At 69.3% G+C, this 18,918-nt stretch carries 21 protein-coding genes; 6 read left to right on the top strand and 15 right to left on the bottom strand.

The window, feature by feature from the left end:
• Nucleotides 1-37: 37 nt before the first annotated feature.
• From GOALK_RS20350 to GOALK_RS20340, 3 genes are read left to right on the top strand one after another with little or no spacing between them, the layout of a single operon-like run.
• Nucleotides 38-664 carry a biotin transporter BioY gene (locus tag GOALK_RS20350; protein WP_035750894.1) on the top strand — a complete coding sequence of 209 codons (627 nt, stop codon included), beginning with the start codon at nucleotides 38-40 and terminating at the stop codon, nucleotides 662-664.
• A gap of 25 nt (nucleotides 665-689) precedes the next feature.
• Complete coding sequence (locus tag GOALK_RS20345; RefSeq protein ID WP_006360729.1) at nucleotides 690-1,364, top strand: energy-coupling factor ABC transporter ATP-binding protein; 675 nt, start codon at nucleotides 690-692, stop codon at nucleotides 1,362-1,364.
• Complete coding sequence (locus tag GOALK_RS20340; protein ID WP_006360728.1) at nucleotides 1,361-1,963, top strand: energy-coupling factor transporter transmembrane component T family protein; 603 nt, start codon at nucleotides 1,361-1,363, stop codon at nucleotides 1,961-1,963. Before GOALK_RS20345 ends, GOALK_RS20340 begins: the two co-directional genes overlap by 4 nt.
• Before the next feature lie 59 nt (nucleotides 1,964-2,022).
• On the opposite strand, the gene GOALK_RS20335 is transcribed toward GOALK_RS20340, so the two are convergent.
• The 3 genes from GOALK_RS20335 to guaB all read right to left on the bottom strand — a co-directional run bounded on the left by GOALK_RS20335 (nucleotide 2,023) and on the right by guaB (nucleotide 6,606).
• Nucleotides 2,023-3,786: a GMC family oxidoreductase N-terminal domain-containing protein gene (locus GOALK_RS20335; RefSeq protein WP_040004383.1), complete on the bottom strand. Its 1,764-nt coding sequence runs from the start codon at nucleotides 3,784-3,786 to the stop codon at nucleotides 2,023-2,025.
• 51 nt (nucleotides 3,787-3,837) lie between these two features.
• Nucleotides 3,838-4,992, bottom strand: a complete 1,155-nt coding sequence (locus GOALK_RS20330; protein ID WP_006360726.1) for a GuaB3 family IMP dehydrogenase-related protein — start codon at nucleotides 4,990-4,992, stop codon at nucleotides 3,838-3,840.
• 102 nt (nucleotides 4,993-5,094) lie between these two features.
• A complete protein-coding gene (guaB, locus tag GOALK_RS20325; protein WP_006360725.1) occupies nucleotides 5,095-6,606 on the bottom strand; it encodes an IMP dehydrogenase in 1,512 nt (503 codons plus the stop codon).
• 168 nt (nucleotides 6,607-6,774) lie between these two features.
• Here guaB and GOALK_RS20320 point away from each other — a divergent pair, with 168 nt between their 5' ends.
• On the top strand, nucleotides 6,775-7,164 hold the full coding sequence (locus GOALK_RS20320; RefSeq protein WP_005195870.1) for a DUF5319 domain-containing protein: 390 nt from the start codon (nucleotides 6,775-6,777) through the stop codon (nucleotides 7,162-7,164).
• 92 nt (nucleotides 7,165-7,256) lie between these two features.
• Here GOALK_RS20320 and GOALK_RS20315 read toward each other — a convergent pair whose 3' ends face one another.
• From GOALK_RS20315 to GOALK_RS20305, 3 genes are all read right to left on the bottom strand, one after another.
• Entirely contained in the window at nucleotides 7,257-8,318 is a 1,062-nt protein-coding gene (locus GOALK_RS20315; protein ID WP_006360724.1) for an anti-sigma-D factor RsdA, read from the bottom strand.
• Nucleotides 8,302-8,889, bottom strand: a complete 588-nt coding sequence (locus GOALK_RS20310) for a sigma-70 family RNA polymerase sigma factor (protein WP_035750555.1) — start codon at nucleotides 8,887-8,889, stop codon at nucleotides 8,302-8,304. The genes GOALK_RS20315 and GOALK_RS20310 overlap by 17 nt, the downstream gene beginning before the upstream one ends.
• Nucleotides 8,890-9,009: 120 nt before the next feature.
• Nucleotides 9,010-9,876, bottom strand: a complete 867-nt coding sequence (locus tag GOALK_RS20305) for a hypothetical protein (RefSeq protein ID WP_006360722.1) — start codon at nucleotides 9,874-9,876, stop codon at nucleotides 9,010-9,012.
• A 417-nt stretch (nucleotides 9,877-10,293) separates the two neighbouring features.
• On the opposite strand from GOALK_RS20305, the gene GOALK_RS20300 reads away from it, so the two are divergent.
• Complete coding sequence (locus tag GOALK_RS20300; protein ID WP_006360721.1) at nucleotides 10,294-10,590, top strand: WhiB family transcriptional regulator; 297 nt, start codon at nucleotides 10,294-10,296, stop codon at nucleotides 10,588-10,590.
• A 139-nt stretch (nucleotides 10,591-10,729) separates the two neighbouring features.
• Here the strand turns inward: GOALK_RS20300 and groL are convergent, their stop codons facing one another.
• From groL to alr, 8 genes are all read right to left on the bottom strand, one after another.
• Complete coding sequence (groL, locus tag GOALK_RS20295; RefSeq protein WP_006360720.1) at nucleotides 10,730-12,346, bottom strand: chaperonin GroEL; 1,617 nt, start codon at nucleotides 12,344-12,346, stop codon at nucleotides 10,730-10,732.
• Between the two features lie 121 nt (nucleotides 12,347-12,467).
• On the bottom strand, nucleotides 12,468-12,767 hold the full coding sequence (gene groES, locus GOALK_RS20290) for a co-chaperone GroES (protein ID WP_004019185.1): 300 nt from the start codon (nucleotides 12,765-12,767) through the stop codon (nucleotides 12,468-12,470).
• Nucleotides 12,768-12,978: 211 nt separating this feature from the next.
• A complete protein-coding gene (gene tsaD / locus GOALK_RS20285) occupies nucleotides 12,979-14,025 on the bottom strand; it encodes a tRNA (adenosine(37)-N6)-threonylcarbamoyltransferase complex transferase subunit TsaD (protein WP_006360718.1) in 1,047 nt (348 codons plus the stop codon).
• A complete protein-coding gene (gene rimI / locus GOALK_RS20280) occupies nucleotides 14,022-14,531 on the bottom strand; it encodes a ribosomal protein S18-alanine N-acetyltransferase (RefSeq protein ID WP_006360716.1) in 510 nt (169 codons plus the stop codon). The genes tsaD and rimI overlap by 4 nt, the downstream gene beginning before the upstream one ends.
• Nucleotides 14,528-15,265: a tRNA (adenosine(37)-N6)-threonylcarbamoyltransferase complex dimerization subunit type 1 TsaB gene (gene tsaB, locus GOALK_RS20275; RefSeq protein WP_006360715.1), complete on the bottom strand. Its 738-nt coding sequence runs from the start codon at nucleotides 15,263-15,265 to the stop codon at nucleotides 14,528-14,530. The genes rimI and tsaB overlap by 4 nt, the downstream gene beginning before the upstream one ends.
• 3 nt (nucleotides 15,266-15,268) lie before the next feature.
• Nucleotides 15,269-15,796, bottom strand: a complete 528-nt coding sequence (gene tsaE, locus GOALK_RS20270; RefSeq protein WP_006360714.1) for a tRNA (adenosine(37)-N6)-threonylcarbamoyltransferase complex ATPase subunit type 1 TsaE — start codon at nucleotides 15,794-15,796, stop codon at nucleotides 15,269-15,271.
• Complete coding sequence (locus GOALK_RS20265; RefSeq protein ID WP_006360713.1) at nucleotides 15,793-16,935, bottom strand: alpha/beta fold hydrolase; 1,143 nt, start codon at nucleotides 16,933-16,935, stop codon at nucleotides 15,793-15,795. The genes tsaE and GOALK_RS20265 overlap by 4 nt, the downstream gene beginning before the upstream one ends.
• Nucleotides 16,932-18,089 carry an alanine racemase gene (gene alr / locus GOALK_RS20260; protein ID WP_006360712.1) on the bottom strand — a complete coding sequence of 386 codons (1,158 nt, stop codon included), beginning with the start codon at nucleotides 18,087-18,089 and terminating at the stop codon, nucleotides 16,932-16,934. The genes GOALK_RS20265 and alr overlap by 4 nt, the downstream gene beginning before the upstream one ends.
• 168 nt (nucleotides 18,090-18,257) lie before the next feature.
• Between alr and GOALK_RS20255 the strand changes: the two genes are divergently transcribed.
• Nucleotides 18,258-18,707 (top strand): hypothetical protein, encoded by a 450-nt coding sequence (locus GOALK_RS20255; RefSeq protein WP_006360711.1) that lies wholly within the window; start codon nucleotides 18,258-18,260, stop codon nucleotides 18,705-18,707.
• Here GOALK_RS20255 and GOALK_RS20250 read toward each other — a convergent pair.
• Nucleotides 18,664-18,918, bottom strand: a 255-nt coding sequence (locus tag GOALK_RS20250) for an NAD(P)H-hydrate dehydratase (RefSeq protein ID WP_006360710.1), incomplete at its 5' end; no start/stop codon positions are given. The genes GOALK_RS20255 and GOALK_RS20250 overlap by 44 nt on opposite strands.

The raw sequence follows: 18,918 nt of genomic DNA, 5'->3' as shown, positions 1-18,918 counted from the left end.
AGTGGTCGACCACGACGTGAAATACTTCGACACCGACATGACTGCATCTCCCCGTACCACCGCATGGTCGCTGAGCATCGGCGATCTCACCCAGGCCGCCGTTTTCGCCGCGCTGATCGCCGCACTCGGCCTGCCCGGGACCATCAACATCGGCACCAGTGGCGTGCCGATCACGTTCCAGACCCTTGGTGTGATCCTGGCGGGAGCCGTCCTGGGACCCAGGAAGGGCACCCTCGCCGTCGTCATCTTCATGGTGCTGGCCATCGCCGGACTCCCCATCCTGTCGGGCGGACGCAGCGGCCTCACCGCGCTGGCCTCCCCGACCGCCGGCTACTTCGTCGGCTTCCTGCCCGCGGTCATCGTGATCGGCGTGCTCACCGCGGCGATGATGTCCGTCGGCGACAAACCGCGCTACCGCGTTCTCTGGGGCATCGGGATCAACGCGCTGGGCGGGATGTTCGTCCTGTACCTGTTCGGGGTGATCGGATTGGTCCTGCGCACCGACCTGACGGTGTGGGCGGCGATCACGTCGAACGGCCCGTTCATCATCGGCGACGTCATCAAGGTCGTCGTCGCCGCGGTGGTGGCCGCGCAGATCCATCGCGGTCGCCCCGGCCTCATCGAGCCGCTCCGACTGTCCCGGCGCGCCGGCGCCGGCAGCTGAGCCGCTCCGCGATCGCCCCGCTTCGATGATCGAGTTCACGAACGTCTCGCACGCCTACGACGACCGGGTCGTGCTGCGTGACGTCTCGCTGAATCTCACCGAGAACCGGATCGGCATCGTCGGGGCCAACGGCAGCGGGAAGTCGACCCTGGCGCGGATGATCAACGCGCTCGTCGTGCCCGGGACGGGCATGGTGACGGTCGACGGTCTCGACGTCTCCCGCAACAAACGTGAGGTCCGTCGCCGCGTCGGGTTCATCTTCTCCGACCCCGACCGGCAGATCATCATGCCGACGGTCATCGAGGACATCGAACTGTCGTTGCGCCGCACCGACCTAGACAAGAAGCAGCGCGCGATCCGGGCTCTCGAGGTGCTCGAGCGTTTCGGGCTGGGCGAGCACGCCGACCATCCCGCCCAACGGCTGTCCGGCGGGCAGAAACAGCTCCTCGCGCTCGCATCGATCTTCGTCACCGACCCGGCGATCATCGTCGCCGACGAGCCGACGACACTGCTCGACCTCCGCAACACGCGCATGCTCACCGACGTCTTCGCGACGCTCGACGAGCAACTCATCGTCGTCAGTCACGACCTCGACATCCTCGACGGCTTCGACCGCGTCATCGTCATCGACGACGGCCGGGTGGTCGCCGACGACGAGCCCTCGCCGGCGCTCGCCTACTACCGCACACTGATGTCGTGAACGTCCTCGGCGTCTACCGTCCCGGGAACACCCTGGTGCACCGGCTCCCGCCGGGGGTCAAGTTCGTCGCGATGGCCGTGGCGATCCTGGTGATGTCGCTGACCGTGCGGACGCTGCCCGCGTTGGGGATCGCGACCCTCGCGGTCGCGGCGACGTTCGCGCTCGCCGGGATCGGCCCGGTCGAGGCCTGGCGTCAACTCCGCCCGCTGCTCTGGATGTTGTTGTTCATCTTCGCTTTTCAGGTGATCTTCACCGATTGGCGACGCGCCGTGGTGATCTGCGGCGTGCTGGCGTTGTCGGTCGCGCTCGCCACGATCGTCACACTGACGACCCGCACCACCGACATGCTCGACGCCATTGTCCGCGGCCTGGGTCCGCTGCGCCACGTGGGCGTGCGCACCGACCTGATCGCCATCGCTCTGGCACTGACGATCCGAGCGATCCCGCTGATGGTCGAGGTGGTGCGCGAGGTCGACGAGGCACGCAAGGCGCGTGGGCTGCGGCCGGGTCCGCGCATCCTGGTGGCGCCGGTGGTGCTCGCCGCGCTCCGCACCGCGGACGGGTTCGCCGACACCCTCACCGCCCGCGGGCTCGACTAGCCGCAACCCGTAGAAGTCATGCGTGCCATGCACAGCCACATTTCTTCTCCGGAGTCCGGTCAGGCGGTGACGCCCGGTCGGGTGATCGGCGTGATCGGCAGGCGCAGCGCCCCGGGCGCATCCGCGGGGACGACCGGCGCCTTGGGCGTCGAGGGATCGATGCGCTTGTACGACTGCCCCTGCGACGGCCGGCGGTCTTCCTCACCCTTGTTCGGCCACAACGCGATCGCGCGCTCGGCCTGGGCACAGATCGTGAGAGACGGGTTCACACCGAGGTTCGCCGAGACCGATGCACCGTCGGTGACGTGCAGCGTCGGGTAGTTCCACACGCGCTGGTAGGGGTCGATGACGCCGGTGGACGGGTCGTCGGAGATCGCACACCCGCCGAGGTAGTGGGCGGTCAGCGGCATGTTGAAGATGTCGCCCCACGTGCCACCGGCGATGCCGCTGTTCATCTTGGCGGCGATCCGGCGAGTTGCCTCGTTGCCCTTGGGGATCCACGTCGGGTTCGGCTCGCCGTGCCCCTGCTTGCTGGTGACGTAGCGCAGCGGTCCCCGCTTGCGCACGAAGGTCGTCAGCGAGTTGTTGTTGTTCTGCATGACCAGCGCGATCACCGTACGTTCGCTCCACTGCTTCACGACGAGCAGCCGAACCAGCAGGAACGGGTTCTTCGCGACCTGCTTCAGGAACTGCCCGAACCGGTTGCGACGCGTGCCACCATCGGTGAGCAACGTCTGCAGATACGCGATCGCGTTGGAGCCCTTGCCATATCGCACCGGCTCGATGTGGGTGTTCGGCTCCGGGTAGAACGACGAGGTGATGGCGACGCCACGCGAGTAGTCGTTCTCCGGATCGATCCGCGAACCCATCGCGCCCAGGATGGACTCCGAATTCGTGCGCGTCAGTTGTCCCATCGCATCCGAGATCTGCGGCAGCGTCGAATACTTCGCGTGGTGCAGCAGACGCTGGGTGTTGAACGTGCCGGCGGCGAGGATGACCTGGCCGGCGGTGAAGGTGCGCTTGCGTTGTCCCAGCGGCCCCCACGACGACGAGTGGTGCGTCCCGACCTCCCACGAGCCGTCGGCGCGCTGGACGAGCGAGTCGACCGTCGTGCGGTCGATGATGGTGGCGCCGTTGCGTTCTGCCAGTCCGAGGTAGTTCTTCAGCAGCGTGTTCTTGGCGCCGACGCGGCAGCCGGTCATGCAGGCACCGCACTCGGTGCAGGCGGTGCGATCGGGTCCGGCGCCACCGAAGTACGGGTCGGGCACCGTCTCGCCGGGTGCGCCGGCGAGGCCGGTCTTCGCGCCGAAGAACACGCCGACGGGCGTGGGGGTCACGGTGTGACCGACGCCCATCTCCTCCGCCACCTCGGCGACGATCCGGTCCGAGGAGGTGATGGTCGGGTTCTCGACCACGCCGAGCATCCGCCGCGCCTGGTCGTAATACGGCGTGAGCTCGTCCTCCCAGTCGGTGATGTGGTTCCACTGGGGATCGGTGAAGAACGGCGTCGGCGGCTTGTACAGCGTGTTCGCGTAGTTCAGCGAACCGCCGCCCACACCCGCACCGGCCAGGATCATCACGTCCTTGAGGGCGTGGATGCGCTGGATTCCGTACAGGCCCAGCTTCGGCGCCCACAGCCAGCGGTTGAGACGCCAACTGGTCTTCGCGAACTCGTCGTCGGAGAAGCGGCGACCCGCCTCGATGACGCCGACGCGGTAGCCCTTCTCCACCAGGCGCAATGCGCTCGCGCTGCCGCCGAAACCGGAGCCGACGATGAGGACGTCGAAATCCGGAGTGCTGTCGGATCGCTTCTTCACACCCATGCAGACCATGCTAATGGTTGTTGTCACATGGGATGAGCCAGGTCACCCTAACTACGCGTGGACGGACAGCCCCACTCGCTGGAACTCCTTGAGGTCGCAGTACCCGGCCTTGGCCATCGCGCGGCGCAGGGCGCCCACGAGGTTGAGCTCGCCGAACGGGTCGTCGGACGGACCGTTCAGGATGCGCTCGAGGCTGGGACGGTCGGCGTTGCCGGCCACCTGGAGCAGTGCGCCCCGCGGGGTGTCGGGGTGGGCCGCGGCCGACGGCCAATACCAGCCACCACCGGGCGCCGACGCGGAGGCGGCGAGCGGCGTGCCGAGCACGGCGGCGTCGGCACCGCAGGCGATGGCCTTGATCAGGTCGCCCGAGTTGTGGATGTCGCCGTCGGCGATGACGTGGACGTAGCGTCCGCCGGTCTCGTCGAGGTAGTCGCGGCGGGCGGCAGCCGCGTCGGCGATGGCGGTGGCCATCGGCACGCCGATGCCCAGCACCTCACCGGTGGTGGTCGCACCCGCGGCCGAGCCGTAACCGACGATCACGCCGGCCGCACCGGTACGCATCAGGTGCAGTGCGGTGCGGTGGTCGTGCACGCCGCCGGCGATCACCGGGATGTCGAGATCGGCGATGAAGGTCTTGAGGTTCAGCGGCTCGCGGGCACCCTCGCCGTCGACCTGGGCGACGTGCTCGGCCGAGATGATCGTGCCGTGCACGACGAGCAGCTCGACACCGGCCTTGAGCAGTGCCGGGGTCAGCTCGGGTGCGTGCTGTGGGCTGACCCGGACCGCGGTGGTGACACCCGCGTCGCGCACCTGCGCCACGGCCTCGGCGAGCAGTCCGCTGTCGAGGGGTGCGGCGTGCAGCTTCTGCAGATGACGCACTGCGGCATAGGGATCGGGATCGCCGGCGGCGACGGCGGCCAGCTCCTCGAGCTTGGCGTCGACGTCGCGATGCCGTGCCCACAGTCCCTCGCCGTTGATCACGCCGAGTGCACCGAGCTTGCCCAACTCGATGGCCACCGACGGCGACACCAGCGCGTCGGTCGGGTGGCTCAGGATCGGTGACTCGAACCGGTAGGCATCGATCTGCCACGCGGTGGAGACGTCCTTGGAGGAACGGGTCCGACGGGACGGGACGATGCTGATGTCGTCCAGTTCGTAGGTCCGTCGGGCCGTCCGGCCCATGCCGATTTCGACGAGGTCACGCACCAGTGCGCCTTTCTGAGTGTTCAGGCTCCGGGGAGTTCAGCTGCACAACGACCCTACGGTGTCCCCGGTCCGGGCGGACCGGCGGGAACGACCACGGGGATGTCAGCGGGAATAGTAGTTGGGCGCCTCGGCGGTGAGGGTGATGTCGTGCGGATGCGATTCCTTGAGCCCGGCCGCGGTGATCTGGACGAAGCGCGCGGACTGGAGGTCCGTGATCGACGACGAACCGGTGTAACCCATCGCCGCGCGCAGGCCGCCCACCAGCTGGTGGATCACCTGGGACAGCGGGCCGCGGAACGGCACCCGACCCTCGATGCCCTCGGGGACCAGCTTCTCCTCCTTGAGGACGTCGTCCTGGAAGTAGCGGTCCTTGGAATACGACTTGGCCTGGCCGCGTCCCTGCATCGCGCCGAGCGAACCCATGCCGCGGTAGCTCTTGAACTGCTTGCCGTTGACGAGCACGAGTTCGCCGGGAGCCTCGGCGGTCCCGGCGAGCAGCGAACCGAGCATCGCGGTCGACGCACCGGCCGCAAGGGCCTTGGCGATGTCGCCCGAGTACTGCAGACCGCCGTCGGCGATGACCGGTACGTCGGCCTTCTGGCAGACGGCGACGGCCTCGAGAATCGCGGTGATCTGCGGTGCGCCGACACCGGCCACGACGCGGGTGGTGCAGATGGAGCCCGGTCCGACGCCGACCTTCACCGCATCGGCACCGGCGTCGATGAGGGCCTGTGCGGCCTCACGGGTGGCGACGTTGCCGCCGACGACGTCGACGCGGTCGCCGACCTCGGCCTTCAGCTTGGCGACCATGTCGAGCACCAGGCGATTGTGCGCATGGGCGGTGTCGACGATGATCACGTCGACCCCGGCATCGGTCAGCGCCATCGCGCGGTCCCACTGGGGTCCACCGGTGCCCACGGCCGCGCCGACGAGCAGACGGCCGTCGGAGTCCTTGGTGGCGTTCGGGTGCTGCTCGGTCTTGACGAAGTCCTTGACGGTGATCAGACCGGTGAGGCGACCGTTGCCGTCGACGATCGGCAGCTTCTCGATCTTGTTGCGACGCAGCAGCCCCAGGGCGGCCTCGGCGGAGACGCCCTCCTGCGCCGTGATGAGCGGCGCCTTGGTCATGACCTCGGCGACCGGACGGTTCTGGTCGACCTCGAAGCGCATGTCGCGGTTGGTGATGATGCCGATGAGCTCGCCCTTGTCGTCGACGACGGGCAGGCCGGAGATGCGGTACCGCGCGCACATCGCGTCGACCTCGGCGAGGGTGTGGGTCGGCGAACAGGTGACGGGATCGGTCACCATGCCGGCCTCGGACCGCTTGACGGTCTCGACCTGGGCCGCCTGCGCCTCGATGGACAGGTTGCGGTGCAGCACGCCCATACCGCCGGCGCGCGCCATCGCGATGGCCATGCGAGACTCGGTCACGGTGTCCATCGCCGAGCTCACCAGCGGCACGCGAAGGGTCACGTTCTTGGTCACCCGCGAGGAGGTGTCGACCTCGCTGGGGATCACGTCCGAGGCCGAGGGCAACAAGAGGACGTCGTCGAAGGTCAGGCCGAGCATTGCGACCTTGCCGGGATCGTCTCCACCGGTGCGAACATGCGTCATCGGTCCATCGTATCGACTCGATGGATGCGGCGATCGTCACACGTGCACTGTGCGCCGGGGACGCGTCCGGGAGGCCGTGTTCCCGCCTCCCCGGCGCCTGCCGTATATCGCCTGAATACCTTCGGATGCCTGCGGCGTGACAGCCCCGGGATCGGCTACGGTGGTGGGGTGCGTGACCACCTGCCACCCGGCCTCCCGCCGGACCCGTTCGCCGACGACCCGAGCGACCCCGCTTCCGCATTGGACAGCGTGGAGCCGGGCATCCCGTTGGACGAGAACGAGCGGCTGGCGGTCGAAGAAGACCTGGCCGACCTCGCCGTCTACGAGGCGCTGCTCGCCCACCGCGGCGTCCGGGGCCTCGTCGTCGTGTGTGATGACTGCCACGAGGACCACTACCACGACTGGGACATGCTCCGCGCGAACCTGATCCAGCTCCTCATCGACGGCACCGTCCGCCCCCATGAGCCGGCCGTCGACCCGCGCCCCGACGCCTACGTCACCTGGGACTACTGCCGCGGCTACGCCGACGCCCGCAACCACTACGACGAAGGCCGCTGACCCCCTCGGGGCCCACAGACCACCGATCCCTCTCACACGACTGCGCCCGTACCGATCTCGGTACGGGCGCAGTCGTCTGTGGTCGCGCGGGTCTAGCGGGGACGACCCTCGGACGCGTCGACGCCGGGCGGCGGCGTCCACGGGAACGCCGGGAAGTCGGCAGGTGTCCGCGTCATCGAGGAACTCGTGGGCGGCACCTCTTCGGTCGGCTCGCTCGGCGGGCTCGACGGCACCGGCTCCTCGCTCTGACCGGGCTCCTCGACCGGGGTGGGCACCTTGGTCGTGGGAGTCGTGGTCACGGAGGTGTCGGAGGGCGACGGCTCCCCGGACCGGTTGCGCACGTCCGGATTCGTGGTCGGCTCACCCGACTCGGTCACCGCGGGCTCCGACCGATCGGCCGACGACGTGGCCTCCCTGGTGGTCGGCAGACCGGCCCCGGCGCGCAGCCGGTTCATCCAGTCCGACATCTCCTCGCGGGTGTCCTTGTCGCGCATCGGCCCCATGCTGCCCTGGGCCTTGGCGATGAAGCTCGCGGCCGCCGCGGTGTCGCCGGCGGCGATGGCCGCCTCGGCGCGTTCGAGGTTGGCGCGTACGTCGTGGGCCGCCTGGGTCTCGGAGGCGGCCTCGGCGAACACGACCTGCTTGACGCCCCACAGCGGGTCACCCGGCTGCGAGCCCTCGGACAGGACGGTCAGGCCGGCGGCCGCCACGATGACGATCGCGGCCGCGCCGGACACGACGCGGAGGTGGCGCACCATGCGACGGCCACGACTCGCGCGTTCGGTGCTCTCGATGGCCCGCTCGACGTCGTCGACGGAGACCAGCTCCGGCACCGGGGCCGACACGGTCTCGTTGCGCCAACCCGAGAGAAGTTCGGCGAGTTCATATTCCGCGTCGTCACGCGTGGGGACGGGAACGTCGTGGGAAAGCGCCTCGAGGAAGTTCTCGTCGAAGCCGACCTCGGCGAGGTCCAGCGACTCCCCGCCGAGCACGCTCGCTTCGCGCTCGAGGGCGTCGTCGCCGGATACGGGACCACCGGTGGACGGGCCACTCGGACCGGGTCCCCGACCATGGGCCGGCGGCCGGCCGGGACGGCCGAGCTGCTCACGCCCGTGGACGGAGCGACGATGACGCCAGTCAGATCCTCCGCTCATCGTGACCTCCTGTCCGTTTCAACTCGTCCTTCAACTTGGCCAGCGCCCGGTGTTGGGCGACTCGAACCGCACCCGCGGTGCTTCCGATCATCTGGGCCGTCTCCTCGGCTGACATGCCGACGACCAGCCGGAGTACCAGCACCTCGCGCTGCTTCTCCGGAAGTATGTCGAGCAATGCGCGCATCCGCCTGCTGCTGTCGGCGTCGAGAGCCGACTGCTCCGGCCCACCGGTGACGTGTCCGACCTCGGGCACGTCCTCCACCGGATCGGCCTTGACCCGGGCGGCGACCCGCATGGCGTCGGCGACTTTGTGTGAGGTGATGCCGTAGACGAAGGCCATGAACGGCTTGCCCTGGTCCCGATAACGGGGCAGCGCGGTCATCACCGCCATCAAAGCCTCCTGCGCGATGTCATCTGCGGAGAACAGATGACGTTCTCCGATTCCGATTCGCCCTCGGCAATAGCGCAGGATCGGTTCCTGCACGCTTTCGAGAACTGATGTGAGAGCTGCACGATCGCCCTGGCCCGCGGCCCGGACGGCGTCGTCCAACTCACCACCTGTCAGCTTCATCGCGCGTAGGAATCCCCGTGTTACAGATCGGTTGACCGTTTGTGAGCCGGTCCTGTTACGGGCCCCGACACCCCGGAACGTCGTGACAACGCCGAGGCAGACCCTCAAACACCTTAGCCATCAGCCCTCGGGCATCAGTGCCATGCCCTTGCCGATCAGCGTGGCGCGAAGGTCCCGGTGCCTCTTCTCCTCTGAATCAGACGCCGCGACCATCCCGGTGAGCAGGCTCAGTCCCGCCCACTCCAGCGGCAGCAGACCGTGTTCACCTGCGTCGACGACTACGTTGCGGGCCCGGGCGGCCGACGCCTCGACCTCCCCCACACCCGCGAGGGCTGCCGCATGGATGAGAGAGGTCTTCACGCGGTGCCGCGCCGGTACGTCGGAGGTGTCGGACAGATGCCGGACCAGCAAGTCGCCGGCCTCCGCGTGGGCCAACCCCGCCGCGACGTCTCCGGAGTACAGGCCGAGTTCGGCGCTGACCCACTCCCAGCGAAGCCGGCACCGGCCGTGGGTGGGCCAGTCGACCGGCGGTGCCGAGACCCAGTCTTCGGCGGGATCGGACAGCAGTGACCGCGCACGATCGAGGACTCGCGCCGACGCTCCGAAACGAAGGAGACCGAGGTTGTCCGCGGCCAGCCCGATGAGGGCGTCGGCGCGTGCGGCCCGCACCGGGTCGACACCTGCCTCGCCGCCCGGTGCCGGATCGATCCCCGCGACGGTCGCGAACGCGAGACCGTCGAGCCCCAGCGAGAGGTCGTGGCGTCCGCCCTGACGCAGTAGAGAGGCCGTCGTGCTGCGGCACAGTGACAGCAGTGCCGCGGCCCCCGGTCCGCGCGGCATCGACCCGTGCGCGGACCGCACGTCCTCGCCCAGCCGGGCCAGCTCGGTGAGCGCCGCGGCGTACTCACCGCGTCCTCCCGCCTCCACGGCCGACTTCCAACGCAGTTCAGGGGCCATGTCGAGGCCCTGCGAAGTGGTCTTGATCACTACGTCTCTTTTGGTTTGCATGAATTTAACGAACGATTCCCAACGTTAATCCTGAGACCAGATCACCGGCGGATAAGAAGCAGATTTCCTCGGTGTTAACCGTTGACATGGTCGTCGTTTGATGGTCGTTGCGTTCCCACCCTCCAGACAAACGCCATTTTGCTGAATACTCGCAGCTCATCGATCGTTCCTTTCGTCCGGTCGGAGGGCACGCCGACCGCTGGGCAGCACTGTGCTATCGCCTTCCGTTCATCTAACGCGCCGTTAACATTTCCGAGACTTTCACCCGGCGGATCGCCGATTTCAACGGTATTGACGCCATTTCTCACACCCGCTTAATGTGAGCCCCAGCGTTGCAGGAAATCGACGTTTCTCCACCGAGCACCTCGGTGCGGCCCTAGACAAGGAGCAGCTGCCATGCCTCAGCCCAACCATCTCCCCGGCCCCAACGCAGACATCTGGGACTGGCAGATGTCCGGCCTCTGCCGCGGCGTCGACTCCTCGATGTTCTTCCATCCTGACGGTGAACGCGGCCGTGCGCGCGCTCAGCGTGAGCGTCGGGCCAAGGAACTGTGCCACCAGTGCCCCGTCATCGCCCAGTGCCGCGAGCACGCGCTCGCCGTGGCCGAGCCCTACGGGATCTGGGGCGGGCTCTCGGAGTCCGAGCGCAGCATGCTGATGAAGCGCGGTGTCGGCCGCCGCATGGCGAGCTGAGCAGTCCGTAACCGCCGGCGGAGAGGGACCCGCCGACGATCAGGGCCACCGCGGCACCACCGCACACAACACAGGAGCCGGGCATCCGCAGAGGATGCCCGGCTCCTGTGTTGTGTACTACCGGCGCGATGCGCTCAGCTCAGTGCGCGTGACCGTGTCCGGCGTGACCGGCCGGCTCCTGCGCGGGCTGATCGGTGATCGCGGTCTCGGTGGTGAGCACCATGCGGGCGACCGACGCGGCGTTGACAACCGCGGAACGGGTCACCTTCACCGGGTCGATGATGCCCTCGCCGACGAGGTCACCGTAGGTGAGGCTCGCGGCGTTGAAGCCCTCGTTCTTGCCGAGGTCGACGACCTTGGACACCACGACGGCACCGTCGAGACCGGCGTTGGAGGCGATCCAGAACAGCGGGGCCTTGGCGGCGTCCCGGACCACGCGGACGCCCAGCGCCTCGTCGTCGGTCAGCGAGGCGGCGAGCTCGTCGAGCACCTTCGATGCCTGGACGATGGCCGAACCGCCGCCGGGGATGATGCCTTCCTCGACCGCGGCCTTGGCTGCGGCGACGGCGTCCTCGACGCGGTGCTTGCGCTCCTTGAGGGAGGTCTCGGTGGCCGCACCGACGCGGATGACGGCGACGCCGCCGGCCAGCTTGGCCAGACGCTCGGCGAGCTTCTCCTTGTCCCAGTCGGAGTCCGACGCCTCGATCTCGCGACGCAGCTGCGCGGCGCGACCGGCGATGGCCTCCTTGGTGCCCGCACCCTCGACGATGGTGGTGGCGTCCTTGGTGACGACGACACGACGCGCCGAACCGAGAACCTCCAGGCCGACGGTCGACAGGGTCAGGCCCACGTCGGAGGTGACCACGGTGCCGCCGGTGACGACCGCCAGGTCCTCCATGAACGCCTTGCGACGGTCACCGAAGAACGGCGACTTCACCGCGACGGCGCGGATGGTCTTGCGGATCGAGTTCACCACGAGGGTCGACAGCGGCTCGCCCTCGACGTCCTCGGCGACGATCAGCAGGGACTTGCCCGCCTCGACGACCTTCTCCAGCAGCGGCAGGAACTCCGGCAGCGAGCTGATCTTGTCGCGGTACAGCAGCACGAGCGCGTCCTCGAGGACCGCTTCCTGGCTGTCGACGTCGGTGACGAAGTACGGCGAGAGGAAGCCCTTGTCGAACTGCACGCCCTCGGTGATCTCGAGTTCGGTCTGCAGACCCGAGCCCTCTTCGACGGTGACGACGCCGTCGGCGCCGACCACGCTCATCGCCTTGCCGACCATCTCGCCGATCTCCTCGTCACGCGAGGAGACGGTGGCGATCTGGGCGATGGACTGCTCGCCGTCGACCGGGGTCGCGGCGGCCAGCAGGGCCTCGCTCAGTGCGTCGGCGGCCTTGCTGATGCCCACGCCGAGTGCGATCGGGTTGGCACCGGCGGCGACGTTGCGCAGTCCGGCCTTGACCATCGCCTGCGCGAGAACGGTTGCGGTGGTGGTGCCGTCGCCTGCGACGTCGTTGGTCTTGGTGGCAACCGACTTCACCAGCTGGGCACCGAGGTTCTCGAAGGGGTCCTCGAGGTCGATGTCACGAGCGATGGTGACGCCGTCGTTGGTGACGCTCGGTCCGCCGAATGCCTTGGCCAGCACCACGTGCCGGCCGCGCGGGCCCAGGGTGACCTTGACGGTGTCGGCGAGCTGATCGATGCCTCGCTCGAGCGCCCGCCGCGCGGTTTCGTTGAATTCAATCTGCTTGGCCATGAATCTCTTTCTTCACGGGAGTCGTCCGACACAACGCACACCGCCCCGGTACCCCTGCACGGGGAGCCGGGGCGGTGCGTCGAGTCGCGAGACGACTCGCGGGGTCTGTGTGGCCCGAGTCCTACTTGCCGATGACGGCGAGGACGTCGCGCGCCGACAGGATCAGGTACTCCTCGCCGGCGTACTTGATCTCGGTGCCGCCGTACTTGCTGTAGATGACGGTGTCACCTTCCTTGACGTCCACGGGGACGCGGTTGCCCTGCTCGGTGACCCGGCCCTCGCCGACGGCGATGACGGTGCCTTCCTGCGGCTTCTCCTTGGCGGAGTCCGGGATGACCAGGCCCGAGGCGGTGGTCGTCTCGGCCTCGACGGCCTGCACCAGGATCTTGTCCTCAAGCGGCTTGATGTTCACGCTCGCCACGATGTGAGTCCTCAACTTTCGTACTGAGAAAGAATCTGCACGTTCATGGCCCTGGGACAAAACCTCGTCGTCGCGGGTGTCCGAGGCTTCACTCAGCGCCGACTAGCACTCTATACGTGCGAGTGCCAGCACTCAAGGGTGGAGGGTGCAAAATGCCGGAGTTTCGCTCGCCGCGAATACAGCTCGGCGCGTCGGGGCCCCCGAAGAGGCCTCAGAGCTGACTGACCCGCACCGACATCGCCGGGTCGGATGCGACCGTGAGCGGCGACGGCGCCGCGCCTCCGGCGATCACGTGCGCGCCCAGCGTCGCGATCATGACCCCGTTGTCGGTGCAGAGTCGCGGCTTGGGCACGCGCAGCGTGATGCCGGCGGCCGCGCACCGCTCCTCGGCGAGCGACCGAATCCGCGAGTTGGCGGTCGCACCACCGCCGAGGACGAGCGTGTCGACTCCCAGATCACCGCACGCACGAACCGCTTTCATGGTGAGCACGTCGGCGACGGCCTCCTGGAACGACGCCGCGACGTCGGCCACCGGGACCGCCACCCCGTCGCGCTCACACTTCTCCACGTACCGCGCGACCGCCGTCTTGAGACCGCTGAACGAGAAGTCGTGGCGGGCGTCGCGCGGGCCGGTCATCCCGCGGGGAAAAGCGATGGCCTCAGGGTCGCCGTCGCGGGCGGCACGGTCGAGGGCCGGGCCGCCGGGGAATCCGAGGTCGAGGAGTCGGGCGACCTTGTCGAAGGCCTCCCCCGCCGCGTCGTCGACCGTGGTGCCGAGTTCGACGATCGGCTCGGCGAGATCGGTGACGTGCAGCAGATGAGTGTGTCCGCCGGACACGAGCAGGGCGACGCACTCGGGCATCGGGCCGTGCTCGAGGGTGTCCACCGCGACGTGCCCGCCGAGATGGTTCATCGCGTACAGCGGCACATCCCAGGCGAGCGCATAGGCCTTGGCCGCGGCGACGCCGACGAGCAGCGCGCCCGCGAGCCCGGGCCCGATGGTGACGGCGATGGCGTCGGGCCGGTCGATGCCGGCGGCCTCACGAGCACGGCGCATCGTCGGCACGATGGCCTCGAGGTGTGCGCGCGAGGCGATCTCGGGGACGACGCCGCCGAAACGGGCGTGTTCGTCGACGCTCGAGGCGACCTCGTCGGCGAGCAGCGTCGCGTGGCCGGGGGTGTCGCCGTCAGCCGGCGTCCAGCGCACGATGCCCACTCCGGTCTCGTCGCAGGAACTCTCGATGCCCATGACGATCATGCCGGGCCCTCCTCGGGGTCGAGCGGCCGTCCCGAACTCGGGACCCGCAACATCGTGTAGGCATCCGCACCGGACGGCTGATAGTAGTTCCGGCGGATTCCGGCGGTGCTGAAGCCATGCCGGGAGTACAGGGTGATCGCGACGTCGTTGTCGGTGCGGACCTCGAGGAACACCGGGGCGTCGACGGCGTCGGCCACCGCCAGCATCGCCTCCAGCAGGTCCTTGCCGATCCCCCGCCCGCGATGGGCGGGATCGACTGCGATCGTGTGGATCTCGCATTCGTAGGCGTCGGGCTGACCGAGCGTGGAGATCCCGGCGTAGCCGATGACCTCGCCGCCCGCGCGTTCGCGCGCCGCGAAGTAGGTGTTGTAGGGCGCGTTCAGTTCGGCCCGGAACGCCGACGCCGGCCACGGCGAGTCCTCGGCGAACATCAGCTTCTCCAGCGCCGCGCACTGCGGGATGTCGCCGTAGGTCAGCGCATCGATGATCAGCTCCGGCGCCGTCACCGCGCGGCCCCCAGTTTCCGGGCCTTCTGCTCGACCGCATCGGGACGTCGGAGATACAGCGGCACAAGGGGTTCGGGGATCTCACCGGCGATGATCGCGGGAGCGGCCGCCGCGACGAGTCCGCGAGCCGACGGCACGGTGGCCTGCGGCGGCGCGCCCGTCCAGCCGACCAGTTCGAGATGGGACGCCGAGCCGTACGCCGCCCCGACCTCGCCTGCGGTGAATACCGGGGACAGTTCCTCGGCGACCGTCGCCGGGGCGGTGACCTCGGGTCCGCGCACCCGCGCACCGTCGCGGTACAACGCCCAGTACACCTCTCGGCGCCGGGCGTCGGTGACGACGAGGACGTCGGAACCCTCGCCGGGCGGGGTCGTGTCGAGGGCGAGCGCGTCCAGCGAACACACGCCGTGGGCGGGGATGCCGAGTGCGTCGGCGAAGGCCGCGCCGGTGGCCATGCCCACGCGCAGACCGGTGAACGGCCCGGGGCCGCATCCGACGACCACCGCGGCCAGCGAGTCGCGGGAGATCCCGGACTCGGCAAGGCATTCCGCGATCAGGGTGGTGAGCAGTTCGGCATGCCGACGGTGGTCGGTGACCACGCGTTCGGCGAGCACCCGCACATCGGCGATCGTGTCGCCGGTCAGTTCGACGACCCCGGTGACCACCGAGTCGGTCGCGGTGTCGATCGCGAGCACCGTCCGGGCCGCGCCGAGACCCCCTTCACCGGAACTCATTCCTCACCTCACCCACTCCCACTCCACATGTCGCACATCGGTGTCCACATCCCGGCGCAACCGCACCACGAGATAGCGCTGCGCCAGCCGCTCGGCCACACCCTCACCCCATTCGACCACGACGACCGCATCCGTCAGCTCCGTGTCCAGGTCCAGGGCGTCGAGCTCGTCGAGACCGCCTCGCGCCAGTCCCCCGTCCCCGTCGCCGCCTGCCAGCCCGAGCCGGTACGCGTCGACGTGAACCATCGCCGGCCCTCCGGGACGGCCCGGCCGGTGCTCGCGCGCGATGATGAAGGTCGGCGAGGTGACCCGGCCCTCGATCCCCAGACCTGCGCCGATGCCGCGCGCCAGGGCGGTCTTGCCCGCACCGAGCGGGCCGTCGAGGATCACCAGGTCGCCCGGCGACAACACGGTGGCGAGTTCGGCGCCGAACGCCTCGGTGTCGGCGACCTCCGGTAACTCGCGGGTCCCGGTGCGGTCGGTGACCGGCGTCGGGCGGGTTCCGCCGGCGTGCGGCCTCTCCGGGCTCATGCCTTCGCCCGTCGCTTCCACCAGCGACGCCGGGGCGCAGGCAGCGCGACCCGGGCGCGGTCCACGAGATCGACGATCGCGTCGCTGACCAATCGGGGTTCCTCCATCTGGACCATGTGACCGGCTCCCTTGACCACCACGAGACGAGAATCCGGGCCGAGCTGGGAGTACATGCGCACCGAGTTCGGCAGCGGCGTCAGCCGGTCCTTGTCGCCGCACACGACGGTCGTGGGCACCTGCGCCAGCGCCGGAAGCGCCGTCGACTCGTCGTGGATCTCCAAGGCGTGCAAGAAGTTCACGATGGTCTCGATCGGCGTGGACTGGATCATCTTCTCCACGGCGCTACCGAGCGCCGGACTGAAGAACGCCGGGCCGAAGCTGGCCGCGACGAGCACCGGTTCGAGGGCCTGGCGGGTCAGTCCGCGGCCGGCCTGGACCAGGCGCGGTGCGCGGCGGACGCTCAGGCGGAAGGCGTCGATCACCGGATTGCCCAATCCCTCACCGAGTCCCGCCTCGGTCAGGCCCCGCGAGGCGGTCGCGACCACGCCGACCCCCGCAACCGGTCCGATGGACGAGAACAGCGCCGGGTGCCGGCGCGCCAGACCCATCACCGTCATGCCGCCCATCGAATGCCCCACCACCACAACGGGTCCGCTGGTCACCGTCGAGCGGATCACCGCCGCGGCGTCGTCGGCGAGTTGCGCGATCGTGCAGGTCTCGGCCGGCGCGGGATCGCTCTCGCCGTGGCCGCGGTGATCGTAGAAGACGAAGCGGTAGTTGCGGTCGGCCCACTCGGCGGCAAGCTGTTCACATTGGAAGTGCCAGCTCGCCAACCGCAGGCTGAACCCGTGCACGAAAACGATGGTGAGCTCGGGATATGCGCCGTTCGGGACGTCACCGAGGTCGATGGTCCGGACCGCGAGATCGAGGCCGTCGTCGGTGGTCACGGTCCGTGCGTGCTCGTCGTACATCGTGGTGAGGTCGATGTCGGCGTGGGGATCCGACCTGCCGACGACGCTCTTGCGCGCCATGTTGCGCGCCGCGCCGATCGCCGCCAGGCCGCCCAGTGCCGCGACACCCGCCAACCCGGCCAGCAGCCCGACGCGTTCGGAATCGTCCACCACGCTCACCCCGCTCACTCGTCGGCCACCGCGTCACCGCGGGCCGGGCCCGCGTTCAGGTAGCGCCGGACCGCACGGTTGCCGACCTGGGAGACGATCTCGTAGTCGATGGTGCCGATGGCGTCGGCCCAGTCCTTGGCCGTGACGCCGCCGCGGGCGCCGGTGCCGAAGAGTTCGACCTCGTCGCCCTCCCGCACCCCGGCCCCGTCTGGTCCGAGGTCGACGACGAACTGGTCCATGCAGATGCGCCCGATGCCGTCGAACAGGCGATCGGCGATGCGCACCCGGATGCGGCCCGACAGCAGTCGCGGCACCCCGTCGGCGTAACCGGCCGGGACGATCGCGACGACGGTGTCGTGCGGTGTGATCCAGGTGTGACTGTAGGAGACGCCCTGCCCGGCAGCGACCTTCTTGACCAGGGCCACCCGCGCCGACAGCGTCATCGCCGGGATGAGCCCGAAGTCGCCGAGTTCGGGGACCGGGGTCCGGCCGTACAGTGCGATACCGGGGCGGACGAGGTCGCGCGCCAGGTCCGGACGGGTCAGTGCCGCAGGAGAGTTCGCGATGTGCATGATCTCGGGCGCCGCGCCGAGGCGGGCGAGGTCGGCGGCCGCGGCGTCGAGCCGGGCGGCCTGCTCGCTGTTGAGGGGATGGTCGGGTTCGTCGCCGCGGGCGAGGTGACACATCACCGCGCGGACGGTGACCGCTCCCCCGGCGTGCGCCTTCGCGAGCTTCTCGGCGAAGTCGTCCCATTCGTCGACGGCGACGCCGCTCCGGTTGAGGCCGGTGTCCACCTTGGCCGTCACGCTCGCCTCGACACCGGTGGCCCGGGCGGCGGCGACCACCGCGTCGAGCTGCGCGGCGGAAGACAGGGCGATCTCGATGCGATCGGTGACGGCACCCGAGAAGTCCGCCCCCGGTGTGTGCAGCCAGGCGGTGATCGGCGCGTCGATCCCGGCGGCGCGCAGTGCGCGCGCCTCGGTGATGTGCGCGACGCCCAGCTCGGCGGCACCCGCGGCGATCGCGGCCTTCGCGACCGGCACGGCGCCGTGGCCGTAGGCGTCGGCTTTCACGACCGCCATCACGGCAGCGTTCGAAGCAGTACGCAACACATCGAGGTTGTGCGCGATGGCGCCGAGGTCGACGGTCGCGGTCAGGGCAGCGGAAGTCATCGCCGACCATTCTCCCAGATCGTCACCACCGATTTGTGCGCGGCGACCCGCGGAACGCCATGACCAGCCATTTCACCCGGCCGTGTATGAGTAATCACACCGATGCGGCCGTCGCGGGGACGCGGTTGGCTGAACGACAGATGCAGCTCACCTCTTCAGAAAGCGGCCATGTACGCCACCATGAATCCCGTGTCCGGTCACCCCGACCCCGGTTTCCCCGATGACTTCGTCCCCGTGGACCCGCTCGTGTACGGCCCCGCCGATCCCGCTCTCCCCGCCGGCCGCACCCCCGGCATGCGCGAATCGGTGACGGCCTGGGTGTCGAACGGCCTCGCCTGGGTCTCCCTGTTCACCAGCGCGGTCCTGTTCTTCGTCGCGATCCTCGAGGCGCTGGGTGAGAACGACGCGGACGGCTGGGTGTTCGCGGCGATGGTCCTGTACGTGGTGGGCGTCGTCGCGACCGTCGGCGCGGTGGTCGGGCTGCTCGTCTCGTTTGTCAGACGTCTCGGCGCCGACGAGCTGCACCGGGCGGGGCCGATCGTCGATCTGGTGCTGCTCTCGATCGTCACGCTGATCAGCGTGGCGGGGTCGGCGTCTCCGCTGCTGTTCTTCCTGTAGCGAACTCGCGGATCGCCGGGCGCAGCGCGGCGAGCAGCGCGGACGCACCGATGGGGGCTCCCCGGCTCGCCAGCAGCGCGGCGTGGGCGTGGACGCGAGCCGCCCAGGCACCCGCCTCCTGAGGTGACCGGCCGGCGGCGAGCAGCGAGCCGGCGATCCCGGCGAGCACGTCGCCGGCGCCCGCGGTCGCGGCCCAGGACGATCCGGCGTC

It is taken from the genome of Gordonia alkanivorans NBRC 16433, from assembly GCF_000225505.1.
GTDB classification, from domain to species: domain Bacteria; phylum Actinomycetota; class Actinomycetes; order Mycobacteriales; family Mycobacteriaceae; genus Gordonia; species Gordonia alkanivorans.
Note: the sequence above shows the minus strand (reverse complement) of the source record. Positions and strands in the feature narration are given on the sequence as shown.